Origin of the sequence: Enterococcus sp. DIV2453a, assembly GCF_050533535.1 — a bacterium.
In the GTDB taxonomy this organism is placed as follows: Bacteria; Bacillota; Bacilli; order Lactobacillales; family Enterococcaceae; genus Enterococcus; species Enterococcus faecalis.
The window spans coordinates 843,406-867,148 of record NZ_CP172899.1; the positions used below are offsets into that span (position 1 = coordinate 843,406).

The 23,743-nt window shown below is 37.6% G+C and carries 23 protein-coding genes and 1 tRNA gene; 21 read left to right on the forward strand and 3 right to left on the reverse strand.

Annotated elements, in window-relative coordinates:
* The first annotated feature begins 11 nt into the window (after positions 1–11).
* The 6 genes from IGK03_RS04285 (at position 12) to ileS (ending at position 6,386) form a co-directional block, all read left to right on the forward strand.
* Entirely contained in the window at positions 12–689 is a 678-nt protein-coding gene (locus tag IGK03_RS04285) for a YggS family pyridoxal phosphate-dependent enzyme (RefSeq protein ID WP_002358890.1), read from the forward strand.
* 13 nt (positions 690–702) lie between these two features.
* Positions 703–1,347 (forward strand): cell division protein SepF, encoded by a 645-nt coding sequence (locus IGK03_RS04290; RefSeq protein WP_002355901.1) that lies wholly within the window; start codon positions 703–705, stop codon positions 1,345–1,347.
* Between the two features lie 28 nt (positions 1,348–1,375).
* Positions 1,376–1,633 carry a YggT family protein gene (locus tag IGK03_RS04295; protein ID WP_002355902.1) on the forward strand — a complete coding sequence of 86 codons (258 nt, stop codon included), beginning with the start codon at positions 1,376–1,378 and terminating at the stop codon, positions 1,631–1,633.
* A gap of 26 nt (positions 1,634–1,659) precedes the next feature.
* A complete protein-coding gene (locus tag IGK03_RS04300; RefSeq protein ID WP_002355903.1) occupies positions 1,660–2,442 on the forward strand; it encodes an RNA-binding protein in 783 nt (260 codons plus the stop codon).
* Between the two features lie 151 nt (positions 2,443–2,593).
* Positions 2,594–3,295 (forward strand): cell division protein DivIVA, encoded by a 702-nt coding sequence (divIVA, locus tag IGK03_RS04305; protein ID WP_002355904.1) that lies wholly within the window; start codon positions 2,594–2,596, stop codon positions 3,293–3,295.
* A 310-nt stretch (positions 3,296–3,605) separates the two neighbouring features.
* Positions 3,606–6,386 carry an isoleucine--tRNA ligase gene (ileS, locus tag IGK03_RS04310; protein WP_010713806.1) on the forward strand — a complete coding sequence of 927 codons (2,781 nt, stop codon included), beginning with the start codon at positions 3,606–3,608 and terminating at the stop codon, positions 6,384–6,386.
* 51 nt (positions 6,387–6,437) lie between these two features.
* Here the strand turns inward: ileS and zwf are convergent, their stop codons facing one another.
* From zwf to IGK03_RS04325, 3 genes are all read right to left on the reverse strand, one after another.
* Positions 6,438–7,961 (reverse strand): glucose-6-phosphate dehydrogenase, encoded by a 1,524-nt coding sequence (zwf, locus tag IGK03_RS04315; RefSeq protein ID WP_049095735.1) that lies wholly within the window; start codon positions 7,959–7,961, stop codon positions 6,438–6,440.
* Complete coding sequence (locus tag IGK03_RS04320) at positions 7,961–8,629, reverse strand: metal-dependent transcriptional regulator (RefSeq protein WP_002355907.1); 669 nt, start codon at positions 8,627–8,629, stop codon at positions 7,961–7,963. Before IGK03_RS04320 ends, zwf begins: the two co-directional genes overlap by 1 nt.
* A gap of 170 nt (positions 8,630–8,799) precedes the next feature.
* Entirely contained in the window at positions 8,800–9,168 is a 369-nt protein-coding gene (locus IGK03_RS04325; RefSeq protein WP_049095736.1) for a DUF4828 domain-containing protein, read from the reverse strand.
* A 198-nt stretch (positions 9,169–9,366) separates the two neighbouring features.
* On the opposite strand from IGK03_RS04325, the gene sfsA reads away from it, so the two are divergent.
* From sfsA to IGK03_RS04400, 15 genes are all read left to right on the forward strand, one after another.
* Positions 9,367–10,098 carry a DNA/RNA nuclease SfsA gene (gene sfsA, locus IGK03_RS04330; RefSeq protein ID WP_002378135.1) on the forward strand — a complete coding sequence of 244 codons (732 nt, stop codon included), beginning with the start codon at positions 9,367–9,369 and terminating at the stop codon, positions 10,096–10,098.
* Between the two features lie 105 nt (positions 10,099–10,203).
* On the forward strand, positions 10,204–11,202 hold the full coding sequence (locus IGK03_RS04335) for a Gfo/Idh/MocA family protein (RefSeq protein ID WP_002383416.1): 999 nt from the start codon (positions 10,204–10,206) through the stop codon (positions 11,200–11,202).
* Positions 11,203–11,228: 26 nt separating this feature from the next.
* Positions 11,229–12,530: a DEAD/DEAH box helicase gene (locus tag IGK03_RS04340; RefSeq protein ID WP_202334787.1), complete on the forward strand. Its 1,302-nt coding sequence runs from the start codon at positions 11,229–11,231 to the stop codon at positions 12,528–12,530.
* 44 nt (positions 12,531–12,574) lie between these two features.
* The gene (locus tag IGK03_RS04345; protein ID WP_202334788.1) at positions 12,575–15,277 is read left to right on the forward strand and encodes a sigma 54-interacting transcriptional regulator; all 2,703 of its coding nucleotides are present in this window, start codon (positions 12,575–12,577) and stop codon (positions 15,275–15,277) included.
* A gap of 231 nt (positions 15,278–15,508) precedes the next feature.
* Complete coding sequence (locus tag IGK03_RS04350) at positions 15,509–15,826, forward strand: PTS sugar transporter subunit IIB (protein WP_002355913.1); 318 nt, start codon at positions 15,509–15,511, stop codon at positions 15,824–15,826.
* A gap of 141 nt (positions 15,827–15,967) precedes the next feature.
* Positions 15,968–17,431 (forward strand): PTS sugar transporter subunit IIC, encoded by a 1,464-nt coding sequence (locus tag IGK03_RS04355; protein ID WP_002369870.1) that lies wholly within the window; start codon positions 15,968–15,970, stop codon positions 17,429–17,431.
* A 43-nt stretch (positions 17,432–17,474) separates the two neighbouring features.
* Positions 17,475–17,693, forward strand: coding sequence for a hypothetical protein (locus tag IGK03_RS04360; protein WP_002378139.1), 219 nt, complete (start codon positions 17,475–17,477; stop codon positions 17,691–17,693).
* 13 nt (positions 17,694–17,706) lie between these two features.
* Positions 17,707–17,907, forward strand: a complete 201-nt coding sequence (locus tag IGK03_RS04365; RefSeq protein ID WP_002355916.1) for a DUF3188 domain-containing protein — start codon at positions 17,707–17,709, stop codon at positions 17,905–17,907.
* Complete coding sequence (locus IGK03_RS04370; RefSeq protein ID WP_002355917.1) at positions 17,907–18,317, forward strand: DUF3284 domain-containing protein; 411 nt, start codon at positions 17,907–17,909, stop codon at positions 18,315–18,317. The genes IGK03_RS04365 and IGK03_RS04370 overlap by 1 nt, the downstream gene beginning before the upstream one ends.
* Positions 18,318–18,592: 275 nt before the next feature.
* The gene (locus tag IGK03_RS04375) at positions 18,593–18,919 is read left to right on the forward strand and encodes a PTS sugar transporter subunit IIB (RefSeq protein WP_002355918.1); all 327 of its coding nucleotides are present in this window, start codon (positions 18,593–18,595) and stop codon (positions 18,917–18,919) included.
* A gap of 22 nt (positions 18,920–18,941) precedes the next feature.
* Positions 18,942–19,262 carry a PTS lactose/cellobiose transporter subunit IIA gene (locus IGK03_RS04380; RefSeq protein ID WP_002355919.1) on the forward strand — a complete coding sequence of 107 codons (321 nt, stop codon included), beginning with the start codon at positions 18,942–18,944 and terminating at the stop codon, positions 19,260–19,262.
* A 65-nt stretch (positions 19,263–19,327) separates the two neighbouring features.
* Positions 19,328–20,605, forward strand: a complete 1,278-nt coding sequence (locus IGK03_RS04385) for a PTS sugar transporter subunit IIC (RefSeq protein ID WP_002355920.1) — start codon at positions 19,328–19,330, stop codon at positions 20,603–20,605.
* An 84-nt stretch (positions 20,606–20,689) separates the two neighbouring features.
* A complete protein-coding gene (locus IGK03_RS04390; RefSeq protein ID WP_202334789.1) occupies positions 20,690–22,084 on the forward strand; it encodes a glycoside hydrolase family 1 protein in 1,395 nt (464 codons plus the stop codon).
* Positions 22,085–22,141: 57 nt separating this feature from the next.
* Positions 22,142–23,335 carry a GNAT family N-acetyltransferase gene (locus IGK03_RS04395; RefSeq protein ID WP_010715080.1) on the forward strand — a complete coding sequence of 398 codons (1,194 nt, stop codon included), beginning with the start codon at positions 22,142–22,144 and terminating at the stop codon, positions 23,333–23,335.
* Positions 23,336–23,655: 320 nt separating this feature from the next.
* Positions 23,656–23,729 (forward strand) — tRNA-Arg (locus IGK03_RS04400).
* Positions 23,730–23,743: the final 14 nt, after the last annotated feature.

The window sequence follows — 23,743 nt, forward strand, 5'->3', positions numbered from 1 at the left end:
ATCGATTAGAAATGATAGCTGAAAACTTAACAAATATTAATAATCAACTTCAGCTAGCATGCAAAAGCTCACAGCGCTCTGTTGCTGATGTGACAATGATTGGCGTCACTAAATCAGTAGGAATTGAGGAAGCAGCAGAGCTTGTTCAGCTTGGTGTCCAGAATTTAGCTGAAAACCGAGTAGATAAGTTACTAGAAAAGAAAGCTGGATTGGAAAAATTTAATGATATTCAGTGGCATTTAATTGGTAATTTACAACGTAGGAAGGTAAAATTAATTATTAATGAGATAGATTATTTTCATGCATTAGATAGTCTGAGTCTAGCCAAAGAAATTCAAAAAAGAGCAACGAAAGTTATTCGTTGTTTTGTTGAAGTGAATATAACTGGGGAAGAAAGCAAGCACGGCTTTCGTAAAGAAGACGTCTTACCTTTCATTCAAGAACTTGCTGATTTGGACAAAATTCAAATCGTCGGTCTAATGACTATGGCACCTTTTGGGGCAAGTGAAGAAGTATTACATGCAACATTTAGAGAATTAAAAGAGCTGCAAATGACCGTAAATGAGAAACATTTATCTTTTGCTCCTTGTACAGAACTTAGCATGGGAATGAGTAACGATTTCCCAATCGCAGTTGAAGAAGGTGCAACTTTTATACGAATCGGAACAGCGTTATTCAGAGATGCGTAAAGGAGAGGAATTTATGTCAATTTTTAACAAGGATGCGTTATCGAGCTTTTTTGGCTTATCTGGCGAAGAAGATGATTATTATGATAACTACGAAGAATATGAAGAGCGCAAAGCAGTTAATGAACCACCGCGTCGTGCAGCTCGGCCTAAACCACAACGCCCTGTTCAACAACAGGAAAGTTACAGTCAGCCAGCTTATACACAACAAAGTGAGCCTGTAGTTGAAAAACCTTCTGCACGCTATCGTTCTGCTGAAGCGCATCAAGAAAGAGACACACAACAAGCTGCTTACACAGAGAAAAAAGTGGTTTCTATGCGTAGTTCTAATCAATCAGCGACTACGAACACAAGACGAGCACAAGAAAGCACCGCCAATGCAAAAACACATAAAATTACTATTATTGAACCACGTGTGTATTCAGAAGCAATGAGCATTGCGAAACATTTATTTGCTGAAGAAGCTGTGCTAGTTAATTTTACATTAGTAGAAGAAGACCAAGCACGACGCATCGTTGATTTCTTAACTGGTACTGTGTATGCTTTAGACGGAGATATTCAGCGCGTTGGCAATGAAATCTTCTTATGCACACCAGCGAATATGGAAATTGATAGTGCGACAGCACAATCTTTAGCCAACAAACAATTCTTTGATTTCTAAGCCTTAGGGAGGTGTTATTATCGCAACACTGATTACTCTATTATACAAAGGCGTTCAAATCTATTCAGGATTACTAGTGATTTACGCGCTACTTTCATGGTTTCCAGGAGCATATGATTCTGCTTTCGGGCGTTTGCTCTCTAGAATTTGTGAACCATACTTAAGTTTGTTTGACCGTTTGAATTTAAGGATTGGAATGGTTGGATTTAACGTAATGGTAGGGATTATTGTCCTTAACCTAGCAGCGGGTGGCTTAGCAGTCATTTTACGAGCTATTGTTTATTAATAACTTTTAGAAAGGATGATTTATCTATGAACGCAAATGTGTATCAACATTTCCGCAAAGATGAACATCCTTTTATTGACACTGTCGGGGATTGGCTAGAGCAAGTGGAGATGCAATACGCGCCTTATTTGACAGACTTTCTTGATCCTAGACAGGCGTATATTTTGGAAACGTTGATTCGACAAAACAGTGATTTATCGTTTACTTTTTATGGTGGTTATGAGCAAGCAGAACGAAAACGCTGCTTGATTTATCCAGCGTATTACATACCAGAAGAGACAGATTTTGGTGTTGTATTATTTGAAATTATTTATCCATCTAAATTTGCGACATTATCTCATGGGAAAATTTTAGGCACCTTGATGAATGTTGGGGTTCGTAGGGAAGCCTTTGGAGATATTATTTCCGATGGTGATAAGTGGCAGGTTTTTATAGCACAAGAAGTAGCTGGCTTCGTTGTTAACCAAGTCGACAAAATTGGTAAAATTACTGTTCGCTTAGAAGAGCGGGATTATACACAAATTTTGATACCGAAGGATGGTTGGCAAGAAGAGCGAACGACTATGAGCTCTTTGCGGCTGGATAGTGTGATTTCCGCCGTATTTAATATTTCAAGGCAGCGATCAAAACAATTGATCGAATCTGGTAAAGTAAAAGTCAATTGGACAGAAACGACACGACCAGATTTTGCTTTAGATTTATTAGATATTGTTTCGATACGGGGATTTGGGCGCCTTCAGATTCAAGAATTAGAAGGAAAAACAAAGAAAGAAAAATTTCGTGTCCTCTTAGGGGTATTGAGAAAATAATCTCGAACTTTTGTTTAAGAAAACCATTTTGGCTGTTCATTCAGACGAAGTTGTGTATAATAAAAAAAGTAAGATATTTGCTATTTCAGGATTAGTATGAGAATGTGTTCATAAGGGGTTTTACAAAAATAATCCAAAGAGGTGAAGGAATATGGCATTAACTCCATTAGATATTCAAAACAAAGACTTCTCAACAAAAATGAGAGGCTATAACCAAGACGATGTAGATGACTTTTTAGATCAAGTCACACGTGATTATGAAGATGCATTACAAAAAAATCGTGAACTTGAGAAATCATTAAAACACGCAGAAGAAAAATTACAATACTTCAATGAATTGAAAGATGCATTGAACCAATCAATTATTGTTGCACAAGATACCGCTGATAAAGTGAAATCAAGTGCCAATAAAGAATCAGAAATGATTATCACTTCGGCAGATAACCAAGCCAAAGAAACCTTGGTAGAAGCTGAACGTAAATCAAATGCAATGATTGCAGATGCTGAAGCGAAATCAACACAAATCTTAGCAGAAGCAATTGAACGTGCCCGTCAATTAGCTGGGGAAACAGAAGACTTGAAGAAGAAAACACGTGTCTTCCATCAACGCTTAAGCTTAATGCTTGAAACTCAATTAGAGCAAGTAAAGAGTGAAGAGTGGGAAGAGATTTTAAAGCCTTTTTCTAGTTATGTCGGAGACAAACATACAGCAGTTAAGGAAATTCTTGATGAACAAGACCTTGACAACGAAAATGAAACTGTTGTAAACTCTGAAGAGAACACAGATGCTGTAGTAGAAAAAAAGCCTGTAATTGAAGTCACTGAAGAAACAATTGAAGAAGAATCAAAATAGATAGAACAGAACGTTTAATGTTTATTCTTAGCAGCGAGTCAATGATAGTGAAAGTTTGACAGACACTGGCATTAAACAGATCCTCTATCCTAGATGCAGTTCTGAACACTTGAGTAGGAACTGCCGGATAATTACCGTTATCAATTTCAGAGAAAGTAGGGGCAACTCTACTTTGAATTTGGGTGGTAACACGAGTACTTCGTCCCTTGGGATGGAGTACTCTTTTTTTATCTACTTTTATCAGCTATCGTTCATCTTTAGTATGAACTAACACAATTAAATCGATAAAATGAAAGCGAGGCAAATGCATATGAAAATGAAAGAAACATTGCAATTAGGAAAAACAGCTTTTCCAATGCGTGGGAACTTGCCAAACCGTGAAGCAGAATGGCAAAAAGACTGGGAAGAAAAAGGCTTATATGAACAACGTCAAAAATTAAACGAAGGAAAACCAACCTTTGTTTTACATGATGGCCCTCCGTATGCAAACGGAAATATTCATTTAGGACATTCTTTGAATAAAATCAGTAAAGATATTATTATTCGTTCAAAATCAATGTCTGGTTTCCGTTCTCCTTATGTGCCTGGTTGGGATACCCATGGTTTACCAATTGAGCAAGTGTTAACCAATAAAGGGGTTAAACGTAAAGAAATGACTGTCGCTGAGTATCGCGAAAAATGTAAAGAGTATGCCTTATCACAAGTCGATAAACAACGTAACGATTTTAAACGTTTAGGTGTGTCAGGCGATTGGGAACATCCATACATTACGTTAGATCCAGAGTATGAAGCAGCAGAAATTCGTGTTTTTGGTAAGATGGCAGAAAAAGGCTATATTTATAAAGGCTTAAAACCAATTTATTGGTCTCCTTCAAGTGAATCTTCTTTAGCAGAAGCAGAAATTGAATACAAAGATGTAAAATCACCTTCTATTTACGTAGCTTTTAATGTGGTCGATGGTAAAGGTCTTTTAGATAACGAGACAGCCTTCGTCATCTGGACGACAACCCCTTGGACATTACCAGCCAACTTAGGTATTTCAGTTAATCCTGATTTTACGTATGTTGAAGTGAAGGCAGACGGTCGTAAATTTGTAATTGCTAAAGATTTATTAGCAACAGTTAAAGAAGCGATTGGTTGGGAAGAAGTAGAAGTCTTGCGAGAATTTTCTGGTGAAAAATTAGATCGTATGACAGCTCAACATCCATTCTATGATCGAACATCACTTGTTATGCTAGGCGACCACGTGACGCTAGATGCCGGGACTGGCTTAGTTCATACCGCACCAGGACATGGTGAAGATGACTATATCGTTAGCCGTAAATATGATTTACCTGTTATTTCTCCTGTTGACAGCCGTGGGGTCTTTACAGATGAAGCACCTGGTTTTGAAGGAATTTTCTATGACAAAGCGAATCCAATGATTACTGAGTTATTAGAAGAAAAAGGCGCATTATTAAAATTAGATTTCTTTACGCATAGTTATCCACATGACTGGCGTACCAAAAAACCAGTTATCTACCGTGCAACGCCACAATGGTTTGCTTCAATCTCTAAATTCCGTCAAGATATTTTAGATGAAGTTGAGAAAGTTGACTGGCTAATTCCTTGGGGAAAAACACGTTTGTATAATATGATTCGTGACCGTGGTGATTGGGTAATCTCTCGCCAAAGAGCGTGGGGTGTACCATTACCGATCTTCTATGCTGAAAATGGAGAAGCCATCATTACGCCAGAAACAATTGAACATGTAGCGAATTTATTTGCAGAACATGGATCAAATATCTGGTTTATGCGTGAAGCAAAAGAGTTACTACCAGCAGGCTTTACACATCCAGGTTCACCAAATGGCGAGTTTACCAAAGAAACAGATATCATGGACGTTTGGTTTGACTCAGGTTCTTCACATGAAGGAGTTTTACGAGAAAGAGAAGAGTTAACTTTCCCAGCAGATATGTATTTAGAAGGTTCTGACCAATATCGTGGTTGGTTTAACTCAAGTATTACAACAAGTGTTGCTATCAATGGGGTAGCGCCTTATAAATCAATCATTTCTCAAGGGATGGTTCTCGATGGCGAAGGCCGTAAGATGAGTAAATCGTTAGGCAATACTATCTTACCTGAAAAAGTTATCAATCAAATGGGTGCAGATATCTTACGCTTGTGGGTAAGTAGTGTTGACGCGGAAGCCGATGTGCGTGTCTCAATGGATATCTTAAACCAAGTATCTGAAGTGTACCGGAAAATCCGTAATACTATGCGTTTCTTGTTAGCGAATACGAGTGATTTTAATCCAGCTGAGCATACCGTAGCTTATGCTGATTTACGTTCTGTAGATAAATACATGACGGTTCGTTTAAATCAAGTCATTCAAGAAATCCGTGAAAATGGTTATGAAAAATATAATTTCATGCATATTTATCGGACAGTTATGAACTTCTTAACTGTAGATCTATCTTCTTTCTATTTAGACTTTGCGAAAGATGTCGTTTATATTGAAGCTGAAAACGATTATCAACGTCGTTGTATGCAGACTGTTTTCTATCAAACATTGGTTTCATTAACAAAACTATTGACACCAATTATTCCACATACAGCGGAAGAAATTTGGAGTTTCTTACAAGAAGAAGAAGAGTATGTGCAATTAGCTGAATTCCCAGGTTACGAAACGTTTACTAATGAAGAAGAATTGATGGATACATGGGCAGCCTTTATGGATTTCCGTGACAATGTCTTAAAAGCGTTGGAAGAAGCTCGTCATTCTAAATTAATCGGTAAATCGTTAGAAGCCAAAGTGACCGTTTATCCAAATGAACAAATTCGTCAATTAATGACAGCTGTTGATGCAGATATTGCTCAATTACTAATTGTTTCCGACTTTGAAGTATCAAAAGAAGTAGCACCTAGTGAAGCTGTTCAATTTGAAGACATGGCTATTTTAGTTGAAAAAGCAGAAGGCGAAACGTGTGACCGTTGTCGTTCCGTTCGTCAAGATGTCGGCTCAGATGAAAAATTACCAACACTTTGTGGCCGTTGTGCACACATTGTTGAAGAAAATTATCCAGAAGCGGTTGCTGAAGGATTCGAATAAACAAGAAAAAAGATCCGCTAGTCGTTAACTAGCGGATCTTTTTTGGCTTATTTATTGATTAAGTTGACCGCGGTCACGGTACCAGTTATCTGGTTGCCATTCCCAAGTAAAGCCATCTTTTTCTAATAAGTCGAAGGCAGCTTGCGGGCCCATTGTGCCAGCGGCATAATTAGGGAAAGAAACGTCTGTTTTATCCCAAGCATGTCGAATAATGTCAACAATGCGCCAAGATTGGGCAACTTCGTCCCAATGAGAGAAGTTTGTACTATCGCCATTTAGGCAGTCTAATAGAAGTTTTTCGTATGCTTCTGGACTATTTTCAGTCATTTCAGCACTTTGACGGAAATCAAGTTTCACTGGAGTTGTATTGAACCCTTGACCGATTTCTTTTCCATTTAAGGTTAATGAAAATCCTTCAGTTGGTTGGATATAGATAGTTAAAACATTCGGTGGTAAATCGGTTTTATCGCATTCTTCACACGTATCATCTTTGAAGACATTAATAGGTACTTGTTTAAAGACGATGTTAATGCGTGTGCCTTTTTCAGTTAATCGTTTACCTGTGCGAACATAGAAAGGGACGCCAGACCAACGGAAATTATCAATTAAAAATTTACCAGCAACAAAAGTTTCAGTGGATGAAGTTTCTGCCACATTCGGTTCATCACGATAGGCTGCAAATGTTTGATCAGCTAGCTGACCTTCGCCGTATTGGCCACGCACGAAATTTTGAAGGGCTTCTTCTTCAGAATAAAGGCGGATGGCACGTAAAGCTTTTACTTTTTCAGTCCGAATTTCTTTTTCAGAAAAGGCAACAGGAGGCTCCATCGAAAGCAATGCAACGACTTGTAAAATATGATTTTGAACCATATCTTTTAGTGCGCCACTGTGGTCGTAATAGCCGCCACGATCCTCGACACCTAAGCTTTCAGCGAAGGTGATTTGGACATTATCAATGTAACGATTGTTCCATTGTGATTCAAAAATATTATTGGCAAAACGAATGGCTGAAATATTTTGGATCATTTCTTTGCCTAAGTAATGGTCAATTCGGAAAATATCTTGTTCAGGAAATGCAGCACGAATTTCTTCATTTAATTCGTAGGCAGATTCATAATCAGAACCAAATGGCTTTTCGATAATTAGACGATCAAAGCCTTCTTCCGAAATAATATGTTGTGATTTCAAGTGATTAACAATGGTTCCAAAGAATTGAGGGGCCATAGCTAAATAGTAAACATGATTGCCTTCTAAGTGGTATTGTTCATTTAGGCGATCAGATAATTCTTTTAAGGTATTATAATGTTCCGTATCATTCACATTATGTGATTGGTAATAGAAATGACTAGAAAATTCAATTGCCTCTTCGGCCGTAGGATTTAAGTCTTGAATGGTTTCACGAACGATTTCACGATAGTATTCGTCTGTCCATTCCCGACGTGCGGTACCAATCACCGCAAAACGCTCAGCTAATAATCCTTTTTTATATAAGCGGAACAGGGAAGGATACAATTTGCGTTTGGCAAGATCACCTGTCCCCCCGAAAATAGTAAATAATGCTACTTTTTCATTCATTAGTTTTCCTCACTTTCTCTAATCAACGGCTCAACAAAAATTGTGTTTGCTGCTTTAAAGCTGACGGATAGCTCTTTGTTTTCATTATAAATGGTGATCGGTCCTTCATATGCAGCAATTTCTTTAATCGTATATTCTTCTTGAATATTTAAATCAATGGAAACTAAATAATCCAGTAATTCTTTTTCGTCTAAGACACGTGCAATCCGAACTTTTGTGCCAACAGGGTAGTCTGTTAACGTTTGGCGTTTCTCCTCATGAATGGGTTGATTATCTTCGGGAATAACACCACCGTGTGGACAAAATTCTGGATGATTTAAATAATCCGCTAAACGGTTCACAAGCGTCTGTGAAGTAACATGTTCTAAAACTTCTGCCTCTTCGTGCACATCATTCCAAGTGTAATTTAAGTGCTCTACTAAAAAGACTTCCCAGATTCGGTGTTTGCGAATTAACGTACTCGCTTTTTTTAAGCCTTTTTCAGTTAATTGTACCCCTTGATAAGGAGAATGCTCAACCAAATCTTCTTTTACTAACTTTGAAATCATCTCACTAACCGAAGCTGCCGAAACATCGAGTCCAGAAACAATTTGTTTATTATTCACTTTAACTTCGTCGCCACCTAATTCAAAAATTAATTTTAAATAGTCTTCGCGATTTGGTGTCATAGGGGCTCATCCTTTCAAAAAAACATCATCCTAAGTTTATCAGAAAAAGGCGCATTTGACTATTTAATAATATTCAAGTTGTAAGAAAACTTTCTGAATGCTTTTGCAAGGGATGTAAAAAATAAATCACCCACCGCACATACTTCGTTTTATGTGTCGTGGGTGATTTATTAATTGTAAATGGCCCGTTCTAGTGTGTAGGTTTCATCGTCGGCTTCATCGTAAAGCGTCGCAGGGACACCATTTTCACATTGAATGATTAAATGGTAACCTAACTTGTCTAAGATAACTAAGCGTTTAGGGGTTAATTCAACAAGCAAGGCATGCGTTTGTTTGCCATCAATGAAAACATTGAAAGATGAGGTGATTTCTAAGGTGTGTTGCGTGGCTTTCTTCACGTCCACAAACCACCATTGCCCAGTATAGTTGTGTTGAAGCTCCTGTGGGGAAGGGAGCTGTTTATTTTTTTTCCAGAGGATAGAGCCTGCTAATCCAGTAAGTAAAGATGCACCAACCAAGAAAGTCCAATGTTTTTTCAAAGAAATTCCTCCTAACCTTCATTTTCATTTATTCGTCTTCGTTACCTTTATTATATAGAACTTGTCTAAAATATTCGACTAAATCGCTGAGAATTGACAAATATTTAATGATTGACACAAGATAGTAAAATTGTTGGTTTTGGTCTATACTTTTCCTTGTTTTTTTATGGTATAGTGTGTAAGAAAGGAAGTCTGTGTATGAAGTACCCGAATGTCCAACTTGCTTATTTTATCGAACGACCCAATCGGTTTATTGCACACTGTCGTTTAATGGAAACGAATGAAGAAGTAATCACACATGTCAAAAATACTGGCAGAGGGAAAGAAGTTTTTTTACCAGGTGCTGTTGTGGCGCTTAGTTATCAACCATCGCCTAAAAGAAAAACAGATTACGATTTGATTGCAGTAAAAAAAGGTTCTTTTTGGATTAATATTGATAGCCAAGTACCGAATACATTAGTCAATGAAGCGTTAAAAAATGGTCAAATTGTGCTTCCTGGTTTAGTTGGTACGATCCAAACTGTTAAACGTGAGCAACGATTTGCACATTCAAAATTTGATTTTCTAGTGGAAACGGATGCAGACGAACAAGCTTTTGTCGAAGTGAAAGGCATGACTTTAGAAAATAAAGGCATCGGTGCTTTTCCTGACGCGCCAACACTTCGTGGCTTGAAGCATGTCACTGAACTAATGGCTGCAACTAAAGCGGGTTACCGCTGTTACGTTTTGTTTGTGGTCCAATTTGAAGAAATTAAGCAAGCAACGATTCACCAAGAGATGCAACCTGCCTTTGCTGAAAATCTGGGTGCTGCAATTGATCAAGGTGTGCAAGTCCTTGCTTACAATTGCCACGTAACACCAGCAACGATTGAACTTAAGTCACAGGTAACCTTTGATTTATTACAGGCATTTGATGATCCTAATAAATAACTTGAAGAACTCCTAGCGCTTTAAGTCAGGGTAATTACGTGACTTTTGTACGAGAGATTACTATTATAAAGAGAGTAAATAAACAAAAAATGGAGGTTTTTGATTATGATACATTTAGGCGTAATTGGTACCAATTGGATTAGTCATCAATTTGTTGCAGCAGCTTTAGAAACGGGTGCGTACGATTTAACGGCTGTTTATTCTCGGAAACTAGCAACGGCACAAGAATTTGGTTCTCGCTATGGGGATGTGGAATATGCAATTGATTTAGAGACGTTTTTTGGTATTGCACATATGGATACGGTTTATATTGCCTCACCAAATTCATTACATTTTGAACAAGCGAAACAAGCAATTTTAGCGAAAAAAAATGTAATTGTTGAAAAACCAGCTTTTTCAACACCTGATGAGATGGCAGAAATTATTGAATTAGCGAATAAAAATCGTGTGTATTTCTTTGAAGCGGCCCGTAATATTCATGAGCAAAGTTTCCAAAAAATTGCTGAATTATTGCCATTAAAAAACCAAATTTTAGGTGCGAATTTTACGTATATGAAATATTCTTCTCGCTATGATCAAGTATTAGAAGGCAAAGAGCCAAATATTTTTTCTCCTCATTTTTCTGGGGGAGCCTTAGCAGATTTAGGCGTTTATTTAGTTTATGCAGCCTTGGGCTGGTTTGGCGTACCAAAGGAAAGCCATTATTTTGCTAGTAAAATTGCAACAGGTGTCGATGGCTTAGGAACAATTATTTTACGTTATGATCAGTTTGACGTGACGTTAAACACTGGGAAAATTAGTGATTCTTTTGCCCCATCCGAAATTTACTTTGAAAACGGGACCTTGATTTTAGATAGTGTCAATGCTATTTCTTCGGCTGAGTACCATGATCGCGCACATGAAGAACGTGATGTCTTAGATATTCAAGTAGCCGATAATCCAATGATTGAAGAAGCCCGTGATTTTGCAGCAGTTTTAAATAACCCAACAGATAAGTATTGGGGCACCAAGTATGAAGAATGGGTTGAGCTTGCTCGAAATGTCAATAAAGTAGTCACTGATTTACGTCATAGTGCCGGCATTATTTTTGATGCTGATAAATAAGAATTAAGCGATAGGAAAGGAACAATATGAGATTTTTAGAACAACTTCCAGAGGCTTGGCAAGAACAGTGGCAAGTTTCTGGCTTTAACGAACCATCAACAATTCAAGAAAAAAGTTTTACGCCCCTTCGCGAAGGAGAAAATGTTTTAGGAATTTCGCCGACAGGAACTGGAAAAACACTTGCTTACATGCTGCCTTTACTCTTAACTGTTGAAAAAGGACAGGGAAATCAATTGTTGATTATTGCTCCATCTCAAGAATTAGCTATGCAAATTGCTGAAGTTGCTCGGACTTGGGCTAAGCCACTTCAATTAACGGTTCAAACGTTAATCGGCGGGGCAAATGTTTCACGCCAGATTGACAAGTTAAAAAAACGTCCCGAAGTGTTAATCGGAACACCAGGTCGAATTTTAGAGTTAATGAAGAACAAAAAAGTCAAAGCTCAGTTGTTAAAAACAATTGTAATGGATGAAGTTGATCAACTTTTCCAAGAGGAAGAGCTAAGTTTAACCAAGCAAATTTTGACACACACACCAACCGAATACCAACTTGTTTTTTATTCAGCGACTGCTGATCGTGTCGTGAATCAAGCGCAATCTTTAAGCCAAAAATTACAGGTGATTGATGTGACGGAAGAAGATACTTCAGCAGGCCAAGTCGCCCACTACTTTATTCGGTTAGCACCAAGAAAAAAAGCTGATTACTTACGTCGTTTGGCCCATACAGAAGCATTCAGAAGCATGGTCTTTTTCAATCAAGTTGCTGATTTAGGTGCAGCAGAAGAAAAATTAGTTTATGAGAATGTGCCAGCTATTGGTCTGGCTTCAGATCAAAGTAAACAGTTGCGTAAATTGGCGATCGATCAATTTAAAGCAGAACGAGTGAAGTTGTTATTAACCACGGATATTGCGGCACGGGGCTTAGATTTCACAGGGGTCCCTTACGTCGTAAACGTAGATGTTCCTTTAACCGAAGAGAGCTATATTCATCGTTCTGGTCGCGTTGGCCGGATGGGTGCACAAGGGGCAGTGATTACGTTTATCAACGATGGCACCAAAAGGGATTATCAACGTTTGATGAAACAATTGGCCATTCCTTATCAGGAAATCTTTTTATATGATGGTGCACTTCATGAGCAACCAAAAGCCAAAGATGAACTAGAAAAAAAGAACGTAGCCAAAGATACGTATTCAGAAAAAAAGAGTATGAAAGAAAGAAAACCAGAAACAGTAAATTCTGTTGTCAAAGAACCGCAAGAAACACGCAAAAAGAAGAAAAACAAAAAGAAAAACACGAAAAACAAAGGAGCTCGTAAAGCGAAGAAATAACGCTTTACGAGCTTCAAGCAGAACGTTGTATCGAGGAGGATTCCATGAAATCTCGGAAGGAAGAAATCTTAGCGTTACTTCAAAAAAATGAAACTGGCTTAACGGCAGGGGCGGTAGCAGAACAGTTAATGATTGATCGCAGTAATGCCAGCCGTTATTTAAATGAATTATTCAAAGAAAAGAAAATTACTAGAAGTACTGGACGTCCTGTTATCTATTCAGTGCCAACAATCAATGAAGGAGAACAAGTCCATGTAGATGAGTCCACCTCTGTTAGTTTTGACACATTAGTAGGTGCCAATGATTCTTTAAAAGTGAGTATTCAGCAGGCCAAGGCGGCTATTTTATATCCACCAAGAGGTTTGCATACGATTATTTTTGGGAAAACAGGAACAGGGAAATCTCTTTTTGCTGAATGTATGTACCGTTTTGCCATTGATTCAAAAACCTTAGATGAAGATGCCCCTTTTGTCTCTTTTAATTGTGCTGATTATGCACAAAACCCACAATTATTATTTGGTCATATCTTTGGCGTAAAAAAAGGCGCCTATACTGGTGCGAATGAAGATAGTCCAGGCTTAATGGCAAAAGCAGATGGCGGGATTCTCTTTTTAGATGAAATTCATCGTTTACCGCCAGAAGGTCAAGAAATGCTCTTTACGTTTATTGATAAAGGCGTGTACCGTCCATTAGGAGAAAGTGGTCAAACCTATGAAGCCTCTGTTCAAATTATTGGTGCGACAACGGAATCCTCAGAAAACTTTTTAACCACTTTTAATCGGCGGATTCCGATGTCGATTACATTACCATCTTTAGATGCACGGACGCTAGATGAGCGTTATGCCATCATTTCGTTATTTATTCAGCAAGAGGCAACACGTTTGGGCCAACAAATTGATATCGAACGCGAAGCAGTTTTGGCGTTCATGTTATACGATGCAGAAGGAAATATTGGTCAGGTGAAGCGGGACTTAAAATTAGTTTGTGCTAAGTCATTTCTTTATTATCGGACGCACAATTTAGAACATTTGGTTATCCGTAAACGGGATTTGTCGTTACCTGTCCAAAAAGGATTATTAAAAATTAAAGAAGTGCCTGAGCGCTTGGATCAATTTGTCGACAGTAAAAGTAATTATTTATCTTTCCAACCAGGTACCAACAAAATTGTTTGGTCGCAAGATCCAGCTAGAGACATGCAAGTTTACAATGAAATCGAAGAAAAAGTCGCTGACTTGTCCGAAGCTGACTTAGAAAATGTTGATTTAGAAGAATTGATTTCCAAAGATATGAATGCGTATTTTAAAAATTATGTCGAAGAATTAACCCAACATTCTTTACATAAGGAGTTATTACCAGAAGCTATTTGGGACTTAACGAATCGTCTTTATGATATCGCAGAAGAGCGTTTGGAACACACGTACAACGAAACAGCACGCTTTGCCTTTGCGCTTCATTTACAAAGTACGATTGAACGTGTCAAAGAAGGTCACGTGATTGTCCATCCTGATTTAAATAATGTCCGTAAAAACATGAAAAAAGAATTTCAAGTAGCCTTAGATTTATCTTCTATTATTGAAGAAGAGAACAACATAGAGATTCCTTTCGATGAAATTGGCTTTATTAGTATGTTTTTATCTATTAATGTCGGTAAAGAAGAAAGAACTCCAGAAAATAATGTTGGTGTGTTCGTCCTAATGCATGGGGATTCTACTGCCTCAAGTATGTTGAAAACCGCCCAAGAACTTTTAGGAACGTCAATCGGAACAGCGATGAATATGCCGTTAACGATGGAAGTTCAAACAATGTATGAACAATTACGAAACCAAGTAATTACGCAAAAAGAATCGTTAAACAATGGGATTTTATTACTGACGGATATGGGTTCATTAAATTCGTTTGGAAATATGTTGTTTGAAGAAACAGGTATCCGAACGAAGGCGATTACAATGACGAGCACAATGATTGTCTTAGAAGCTATTCGAATGGCAAGCGTGGGACGAAGTTTAGAGGACATTTACCAAAATATTCAACTTTCTTTTGAAAGCGTTGTGAGAGAACAATTTCGTTCTAGTCTGCAAAAACGTCAAAACGTAAAAAAAGCAGTAATCGTGACGTGCTTTACAGGAGAAGGGGTTGCCGCAAAACTATACCAACGAATCTTACCCGTTATTGATGAAACAAAAGTGGAACTGATTCAAATGCAATTTATTGAACGAGAAACGTTTAAAAAACATATCGACAACTTGATGGAAGAATATGAAATTAAGGCCATTGCGGGAACTGTGGATGTTGAATATCAAAATATTCCCTTCTTTTCCGTCTATGATATTTTTGATGATGAAAAATTAAATGTACTGAAACGGATTGCTAGTGATGAAGTGGCAATTGATACAATTGTTCATTCACTAAGTGGCGTCATTACTTCTGTGGACTCCTTACAAAAATTAATTCTCATGTTACAAAAAACAGTTCATCAAATACAAACAGACATGCATATTATTGTTGAACCAGGGGTGGATGCCGGAATCATGATTCATTTGGCTTTTCTGGTAGATGCTTTAATTAAAGGAGAAGAAGCAAGAACTTTTCCAAACTTAGCGGAATATGTTAAAACACATCGTTTAGAAATCGATGTCGTACGCACGAATTTTATGTTAATTGAACGGGCGTATCGTGTGACGATTCCAGAAGCGGAAGTTGCGCATGTTACCCAAATGTTTTTAGAAAATGAAATTAAAAGTAAATAATAATAAATAAAAAAACATCAAGAAATGAGAAAACGCTCTCTTTTTTCTTGATGTTTTCTTTTTGTAAGTTACACACAATTTCATGTGTGCAAGCGTTTTCTTTTAGTGTGTGCACGCTTTTTTCGATGACAAAAGCTGTTATATCAGTATTTTAATGAGGAAAAAACTTGGCACAATTATTGCTATAAATAAAGTGTATAACGTCATAACTTTTAAGGAGATGAAGAAAAAATGGCAAAAAAAACAATTATGTTAGTTTGTTCCGCAGGAATGAGCACAAGTTTATTAGTAACAAAAATGCAAAAAGCAGCAGAAGATCGTGGCATGGAAGCAGACATCTTTGCAGTATCGGCTTCTGAAGCAGATACAAACTTGGAAAATAAAGAGGTGAATGTTTTACTTTTAGGTCCACAAGTTCGTTTCATGAAAGGGCAATTTGAACAAAAATTACAACCAAAAGGGATTCCTTTAGATGTAATTAACATGGCAGATTATGGCATGATGAATGGCGAAAAAGTTTTAGATCAAGCAATCTCATTAATGGGATAAGGAATTAAAACGTTTAGGAAAAGTGAATAGCAAATAAGGATAGTGCATGTTACCAAAGGTTTTGTTTTGTACGCTCGATTCATTCGTTTAATGAGGCTACTGCCTTTTTAATAAATATAAATGGATACAGGAGGAATAAAAATGAACGGATTAATGGCATGGATGGAAAAATATATCTTACCAACTGCCGCAAAAATTGGTGCACAGAAACATCTGGTGGCACTAAGGGATGCTTTTATTGGTACATTACCTGCGACAATGGCTGGATCAGTCGCCGTAATGATTAACGCAATTATTCGAGATCTTCCCCAAGAGTTTGTCTCAACTTATGCGGCAAGTTTGGAAGCAGACAAAGGTATTTTTGCAGTATTGAATGTCATCATTGGGATTAATGGTTTTGTTTGGAATGGTACATTGGCTATCGCTGGTTTGATTTTCGCTTTTTCTTGGGGCTATAACTTAGCGAAAGCATACAATGTGAATGAGCTAGCTGGTGGGATTGTCAGTTTAGCTACCTTAATTTCAGGTGTTGCTTTTGCACCGAATAACACAGCTGAATTAGCTGTAAAAGTGCCAGAAAAGATTGCCAACGCAATTAATGGGGCAGAAATTGGTGCGTCAATTGCTAATAATCAATTGACTGTCAATCCATGGGGTTGGTTAAATCTCAACCATCTAAATGGTAACGCTTTCTTTACAGTGATGATTATGGGCGCTTTATCAACTATTATTTTTTGTAAATTAATGCAAGCGGATTTAACAATAAAAATGCCTGATTCTGTTCCACCAGCAGTTTCAAAAGCGTTTGCGGCAATTTTACCAGCAACAATCGCGTTGTATGTCGTAGCGATTATTAACTTTACGGTGTCAAAACTTTCAGGCGGTCAATTATTAATTGACTTAATTCAAAAATATATCGCGGAACCGTTCCTTGGGTTATCACAAGGACTAGGAGCTGTGTTAATCGTAACGGTTTTTGTTCAAATTTTCTGGTTCTTTGGTATTCATGGGCCAAACGTTTTGGCACCAGTTCTTGAAGGAATTTGGGGACAAGCACAATTAATCAATATTGATATTTTCCAAAAAGGTTATGAAGGAAAAACAGGAACAGCTGCGGTTTTAGCCGCTATTGACGACGGTAAAGCCTACATGTGGGTCCGTGGTTCGTTTGATGCTTTTGCTTGGTTTGGTGGTTCAGGCGGTACAATTGTCCTAATTATTGCAATCTTGTTATTCTCTAAACGAGCAGATTATTTAACAGTCGGTAAATTATCATTAGGACCTGGGATCTTTAATATCAATGAACCGATTATGTTTGGTTTACCAGTTGTTCTGAATCCAATTATGTTTATTCCATTTGTAATTGCGCCATTAGTTGCTACTACAATTGGCTGGGTTGCAACGTATCTTGGGTTAGTCGCCCCAGTTTCTCAACAAGTCGCATGGGTGACACCGCCGTTGCTATTATCTTTCTTAGCGACAGGTGCCGACTGGCGCGCACCAATTGTAGCGTTGGTATGTATGGTAGTCACTTTCTTGATTTGGACACCGTTTGTTATCGCTGCTAACAAAATGGATCCTGCATTAGGCGAAAGAGAGCAATAAGCAATAAAAACAGCAATTACTTGTATAGAAAGGAGCGAGCGGCATGATTTCGATTGCAAGTGCAATGAAGCAAGAGGAAATTATTACTTTATTAGAGGCATATCAAGGGGAAAATGAAACATTTACTTTTAAAGAAAAGAATGGTATTAAGTTATTTTTTGAAGTTGAAGGAGACCCTGAAACTGCTGCACAAGTTGCAAAACAGCTGATTAAGGAACAACCTTGGGGTAGCGTTTTATACTTCCAAGCAACGGTAGTCTAAAAAGATAGGATGGATGAAAATGATTAGAAATGGATTATTTTTATGTAGTATTGGCTTCTTGATTGTTTTGTATTCGTTGAATCCCAGCTCCTTAAACTATGATTTATTAAGTCTGACAACGGGGATTTTTTTCATTGGACTTGGTGGTTACCTGTTTTTTAAAGGAAAAAAAGTTGCTGAAGAAGAGGCGACAAAGGATGAGGTGAAACGGTAATGGAAATTACGAAAACATTAACTATTTCAGCAGATGAATTTTACACGCAATTAATGAATTCTGTTATTTTTGATATCCGTAAGCAAACAGGCAAAACTCTTACAAGAAAGCAGTTACGTAAGTTTGAATATATCAAAGAATATAGTAAAAATAGTCGCGCGAAAATAGTTATTGAAGAAGCTGTAGAAAATAAGACCTATCAATTTCGAACATCCACAACTAAAAATGATTTCTCGGTGCGGTATGAGCTCCAGCCAATTGATGAAAAAAGCTGTGAACTGCGTTATACAGAAACAATGGTTTCTTATGGGGCGTTACAAAAACTGAATGACGCAGTATTAGGTATCTTTTTAAGTTATTTTAAAAAGAAACAGTTTTATAAAATGCTTAAAATGATGGAAACTGCTTAAAGGGAAAAAGCGGCTTTTGTCCAGTTGATTCTCTTCAGCTTTAGAAAGTGAGCGATGAGTCGTTTCGACTTATCGCTCACTTTCTTTTGTTGCCCTATTATTTTGGAAACGCACACAAAAAAGCTGTGTGTAATCGTTTTATTTTTAGTGTGTACACGCTTTCTATGTTGAAAAACGTTGTCATATCAAGGTTTTAAATGTGTTGAAACTTGGCACGCTTCTTGCTTATATAAAGGTGTAAAGCAAAACAAAGAGAATTTAGGAGATGAAGGAAAATGGCAAAAAAAACAATTATGTTAGTTTGTTCCGCAGGAATGAGCACAAGTTTATTAGTAACAAAAATGCAAAAAGCAGCAGAAGATCGTGGCATGGAAGCAGACATCTTTGCAGTATCGGCTTCTGAAGCAGATACAAACTTGGAAAATAAAGAGGTAAATGTTTTATTATTAGGCCCACAAGTTCGTTTCATGAAAGGGCAATTTGAACAAAAATTACAACCAAAAGGGATTCCTTTAGATGTAATTAACATGGCGGACTATGGCATGATGAATGGCGAAAAAGTTTTAGATCAAGCAATTTCATTAATGGGATCATCAAACTAGAGCAGAAAATGGGGTAGAGGTAATGGACGGACAACAGAACTTAGAAGCAATCATGGGTTTAATCATGTATGGCGGAAATGCTAAAAGCGATGCAATGGAAGCGATTGCCGCAGCAAAATCGGGGGATTTTGAATTAGCAGACAAAAAAATTGCAGATGCAGAAGAATCACTTGTACATGCACATCATTCGCAAACAGGAATGTTAACAGAAGAAGCAAAAGGCAATAACATGCAAGTAACATTGTTAACAGTGCACAGTCAAGATCATTTAATGACTGCGATTGCATTTACAGATTTAGCAAAAGAAATTATCGATCTTTATCGCCGTATTGATAACGAGTAATCTCGTTGTCAATACGTCTTATAAGAAAAACGCGCTTGAGAAAGCGTTAATTAGGAGGAATAACAATGGACGGATTTGTTCAATGGATGGAGAAACACTTTATGCCGAAAGCGTCAGTAATCGCAGCGCAACGGCACTTGGTAGCAATTCGTGACGCGTTTGTCGTAACGATGCCATTAATGATTTTAGGGGCTTTGGCGGTATTAATTAATAATATTCCAATTCCAGGATATGAGGACTTTTTAAACAAAATTTTCCCAATGATGTATAACGATGCACCAATTTGGAAAAGCTTTGGTGGTAACATTTGGAACGGTACATTCGCAATCTTTGCCGTTTTAGTAGCCTTTTTAGTAGCACACAATTTAGTTAAATCTTATGGAAAAGACGGCATTGCAGCCGGTACAGTTTCTGTAGCTTCATTCTTCGCAGTTGGCGGCTTAGAAGGCATGGGCGCAACTGGATTATTTATTGCTTTGATTATTGCACTTATTTCAGGAGAACTATTCCAACGTTTATCTGGCAATCCTAAATTAGTTATCAAAATGCCTGATGGTGTACCACCAGCAGTAGCAAAATCATTTGCAGCATTATTACCAGCAATGATTACAATCAGTTTATTTAGTTTAATTACATCAATTCTATTTGCTTTAGGAATTGACAATATCGTTATTTCATTCTATGAAGCAGTTCAACAACCATTTATGGGACTTGCAAACAGCTACCCATCAGCATTATTGTTAGCTTTCATTACACCATTCTTATGGTTCTTTGGTTTACATGGTGCCAACATGGTTGACCCATTAATGCAAACAATCAACGTACCAGCGATTGATGCGAACATTAAAGCTTTAGAAGCAGGTAAAGCAATTCCTTATATTGTAAACAAACCTTTCTTTGATTCATTTGTAAACTTAGGTGGAACAGGGGCAACATTAGGTCTGTTAATTGCTATCTTTATCGTAGGTCGTCGTAACAAACCATACAAAGTCATTACAAACTTAAGTTTAGCACCAGGACTATTTAATATTAATGAACCAGTCATGTTCGGTTTACCAATTGTTTTAAACCCAATCATGTTTATCCCATTTATTTTAGTCCCAATGGTTCTTGTAACTGTTGCGTATGTGGCGACAGCAACTGGTTTAGTGCCAGCTGCAACCTTTATGCCACCTTGGGTAACACCACCAATTATTGGCGGATTTTTAGCAACGAAGAGTATCGCCGGCGGAGTTTTAGCAGCTGTTAACTTATTGATTTCTATTTTGATCTACATGCCTTTCGTAAAAGTAGCAACAGATCAATACTTGAAACAAGAAGCAGCCGCAGAAGCAGCTGAGTAAAAAAATCGAAGGATTGAATCGTCCGGACTCTTACGGAGGGTTCAATCCTTTTTTTAATGATTAAATCGTAAAGGAGCAAACAACATGAAATATCAATTTCCAGAAAATTTTTGGTGGGGTTCTGCAGCCAGCGGTCCTCAAACAGAAGGCGTTTTTGAAGGTGATGGTAAAGGTCAAAATATTTGGGATTTTTGGTATCAAGAAGCGCCAGAAAAATTTTTTCAACAAGTCGGTCCAGATAAGACCTCACAATTTTATAAAAAATACCAAGAAGATATTCAGTTAATGAAAGAAACGGGACATAACTCTTTTCGAACATCTATTCAATGGAGCCGTTTAATTCCAGATCCTACAACAGGAAAAGTCAATCAAACAGCAGTTGATTTTTATAATCAAGTAATTGATGATTTATTAGAACACGGGATTGAGCCCTTTATGAACTTGTATCATTTTGATATGCCGATGGTACTTCAAGAAAAAGGCGGTTGGGAAAGCCGTGAAGTGGTTGATTTGTATGTCGACTTTGCCAAAACTTGTTTTGAATTGTTTGGCGATCGCGTGAAAAAATGGTTTACGCACAATGAACCAATTGTACCAGTTGAAGGTGGTTATCTCTATGGCTGGCATTATCCTGATAAAGTGAATCTAAAAGAAGGGATTCAAGTACTCTATCATGAAGCTTTAGCTAGTGCCAAAGCGATTGCCGTTTATCATTCTATGGACTTATCAGGTGAAATTGGCATTATTTTAAACTTAACGCCGACTTATCCTCGTGATGAGCACAATGAGGCCGATGTAAATGCGGCTAAATTTGTCGATGGTTTCTTTAACCGTTCGTTTTTAGACCCGGCTGTTAAAGGTCATTTTCCAGAAGATATGGTTGCTTGGGCGAAAGCAAATGACTTGTTGCCAGAAACAACGCCAGAAGATTTAGCAATAATTGCTGAAAATACTGTGGACTTATTAGGAGTAAACTACTATCAACCACGTCGTGCCAAAGCAAAAGAAACACCTGTTGAAACACGACCAGAAGGCTTACTTCCAGAAGATTTTTATGATGTTTACGATATGCCTGGCAAAAAAATGAATCCTTACCGTGGCTGGGAAATCTACGAAAAAGGTATTTATGATACATTAATGAATTTAAAAGAAAATTATGGCAACATTCGCTGCTACATTTCAGAAAATGGCATGGGCGTAGAAGGAGAAGAACGCTTTGTCAATGAACAAGGAGTCATTGAAGATGATTATCGGATTGAATTCGTGCAGGATCACTTGAAATGGGTGCATCAAGCGATTCAAGAAGGTAGTAATGTTCAAGGATATCATATGTGGACGTGTATGGATAACTGGTCTTGGCTTAATGCCTATAAAAATCGTTATGGCTTCATCGCTGTGGATTTAGATGATGATGCGAAACGGACCATTAAGAAAAGCGGTCGTTGGTTCAAAGAAATGACAGCAAATAACGGCTTTTAGAAAGAGAACCGTTTCTGTGATAAAATGAATTGATACAATGTGCGAGGAGGAAAGAAAATGACAACTAAAAGAGTCAAAAAAATGGGCAAAGAAGAAATGAAAGAGATGTTTGATCTTGTTATCTATGCTTTTAATCAGGAACCCACGGCGGAACGCCAAGAACGTTTTGAAAAATTGTTGTCACATACGCAAAGCTATGGCTTCCTAATTGATGAGCAATTAACAAGTCAAGTGATGGCGACACCTTTTCAAGTGAATTTCCATGGTGTCCGCTATCCCATGGCTGGAATTGGCTATGTGGCTTCTTATCCAGAATATCGTGGTGAAGGCGGCATCTCTGCTATTATGAAAGAAATGTTGGCTGATTTAGCGAAACAAAAGGTTGCCCTTTCTTACTTAGCACCGTTTTCATATCCATTTTATCGTCAATATGGCTATGAACAAACATTTGAACAAGTGGAGTATACAATTAAAACGGAAGATTGGCCACGTGTTAAACGAGTTCCGGGTACCATTAAACGAGTTTCTTGGGCTGACGGTAAAGAGGTCATTAAAGACGTATACCTTGAAAATCAAAGAGCGCACTCTGGTGGTGTGATCCGTGAAACTTGGTGGCTGGATTATACGCTGAATCGTGCCAGTAAACCAAATAATCAAGCGATATATTATTCGTCAGAAGGGAAAGCAGAAGGCTATGTGATTTATCGGATAGCTGCTGGCACCTTTGAAATCGTAGAATGGAACTATTTAACTAATACAGCTTTTAAAGCTTTAGCTGGGTTTATTGGCTCACATAGTGGTTCCGTTCAATCGTTCCATTGGATTAATGGTTTTGCTGGAAAAGATTTAAATGATTTAATGCCAACGCCAGCAGCTTCTGTAAAAATTTTACCTTACATGATGGCACGAATCGTTGAGTTACAAACATTTCTGGAAAAGTATCCATTTCAATCAGGAGAAAAAGAAACGTATTCTTTAGAGATTGAAGATTCCTATGGGCCATGGAATGAAGGTATTTGGACAATCACAATTGACGAACAAGGAAAAGCGACAGTGACTAAAGGTGCTGTGGAAAAAGAAGGAACTGCTGCTTTGAAAGCAGATATCCAAACGTGGACGCAACTATTCTTGGGCTATCGTTCAGCAGAGACGTTATCTTTTTATGAACGCTTGCAAGGAGACGCAACGACAGCTCAACGTTTAGGCCAACGTTTAGTCAAAGGCATGCCAATTTTAGAAGATTATTTTTAAAAGTGTGTTTATTCGCAAAAAATGACAGAACCTACTATAATAAAAATGTAAAAAGAATTATTTTAGAAAGGTGATGGGGACAATGGCGAAAACGAAACAAGAAAAAGTTGCACGCAATAATAAAATTGGGCAATATATAGCTATTGCGACAGGACTTTATTATTTAGGAAAAATGATTCTTGATCGGCGGCAAAAAAAATAATAGATAAACGAACGACGTGTTTCACTGAAAGAAAGTATCTCGCATAATTATTTATGCAGGATACTTTCTTTTTGTCTATTGACAGATGTAGTGAAGACTTCTAAAATTAAAACAGATTGTTCTCGTAGCTCAGTAGGATAGAGCAACCGCCTCCTAAGCGGTAGGTCGCTGGTTCAATTCCAGTCGGGAACGTAAAAAGGCAAGTA

Bases quoted from the DNA above. Each gene is read 5' to 3' on its own strand.
- IGK03_RS04365 (WP_002355916.1), top strand. From the start codon at position 17,707: ATGAAAATGATTAGAAATGGATTATTTTTATGTAGTATTGGCTTCTTG.
- IGK03_RS04390 (WP_202334789.1), top strand. From the start codon at position 20,690: ATGAAATATCAATTTCCAGAAAATTTTTGGTGGGGTTCTGCAGCCAGC.
- IGK03_RS04300 (WP_002355903.1), top strand. From the start codon at position 1,660: ATGAACGCAAATGTGTATCAACATTTCCGCAAAGATGAACATCCTTTT.
- divIVA (WP_002355904.1), top strand. From the start codon at position 2,594: ATGGCATTAACTCCATTAGATATTCAAAACAAAGACTTCTCAACAAAA.
- IGK03_RS04290 (WP_002355901.1), top strand. From the start codon at position 703: ATGTCAATTTTTAACAAGGATGCGTTATCGAGCTTTTTTGGCTTATCT.
- IGK03_RS04385 (WP_002355920.1), top strand. From the start codon at position 19,328: ATGGACGGATTTGTTCAATGGATGGAGAAACACTTTATGCCGAAAGCG.
- IGK03_RS04350 (WP_002355913.1), top strand. From the start codon at position 15,509: ATGGCAAAAAAAACAATTATGTTAGTTTGTTCCGCAGGAATGAGCACA.
- IGK03_RS04375 (WP_002355918.1), top strand. From the start codon at position 18,593: ATGGCAAAAAAAACAATTATGTTAGTTTGTTCCGCAGGAATGAGCACA.
- IGK03_RS04345 (WP_202334788.1), top strand. From the start codon at position 12,575: ATGAAATCTCGGAAGGAAGAAATCTTAGCGTTACTTCAAAAAAATGAA.
- zwf (WP_049095735.1), bottom strand. From the start codon at position 7,961: ATGAATGAAAAAGTAGCATTATTTACTATTTTCGGGGGGACAGGTGAT.
- IGK03_RS04370 (WP_002355917.1), top strand. From the start codon at position 17,907: ATGGAAATTACGAAAACATTAACTATTTCAGCAGATGAATTTTACACG.
- IGK03_RS04335 (WP_002383416.1), top strand. From the start codon at position 10,204: ATGATACATTTAGGCGTAATTGGTACCAATTGGATTAGTCATCAATTT.
- IGK03_RS04360 (WP_002378139.1), top strand. From the start codon at position 17,475: ATGATTTCGATTGCAAGTGCAATGAAGCAAGAGGAAATTATTACTTTA.
- IGK03_RS04285 (WP_002358890.1), top strand. From the start codon at position 12: ATGATAGCTGAAAACTTAACAAATATTAATAATCAACTTCAGCTAGCA.
- IGK03_RS04380 (WP_002355919.1), top strand. From the start codon at position 18,942: ATGGACGGACAACAGAACTTAGAAGCAATCATGGGTTTAATCATGTAT.
- sfsA (WP_002378135.1), top strand. From the start codon at position 9,367: ATGAAGTACCCGAATGTCCAACTTGCTTATTTTATCGAACGACCCAAT.
- IGK03_RS04395 (WP_010715080.1), top strand. From the start codon at position 22,142: ATGACAACTAAAAGAGTCAAAAAAATGGGCAAAGAAGAAATGAAAGAG.
- ileS (WP_010713806.1), top strand. From the start codon at position 3,606: ATGAAAATGAAAGAAACATTGCAATTAGGAAAAACAGCTTTTCCAATG.
- IGK03_RS04340 (WP_202334787.1), top strand. From the start codon at position 11,229: ATGAGATTTTTAGAACAACTTCCAGAGGCTTGGCAAGAACAGTGGCAA.
- IGK03_RS04320 (WP_002355907.1), bottom strand. From the start codon at position 8,629: ATGACACCAAATCGCGAAGACTATTTAAAATTAATTTTTGAATTAGGT.
- IGK03_RS04355 (WP_002369870.1), top strand. From the start codon at position 15,968: ATGAACGGATTAATGGCATGGATGGAAAAATATATCTTACCAACTGCC.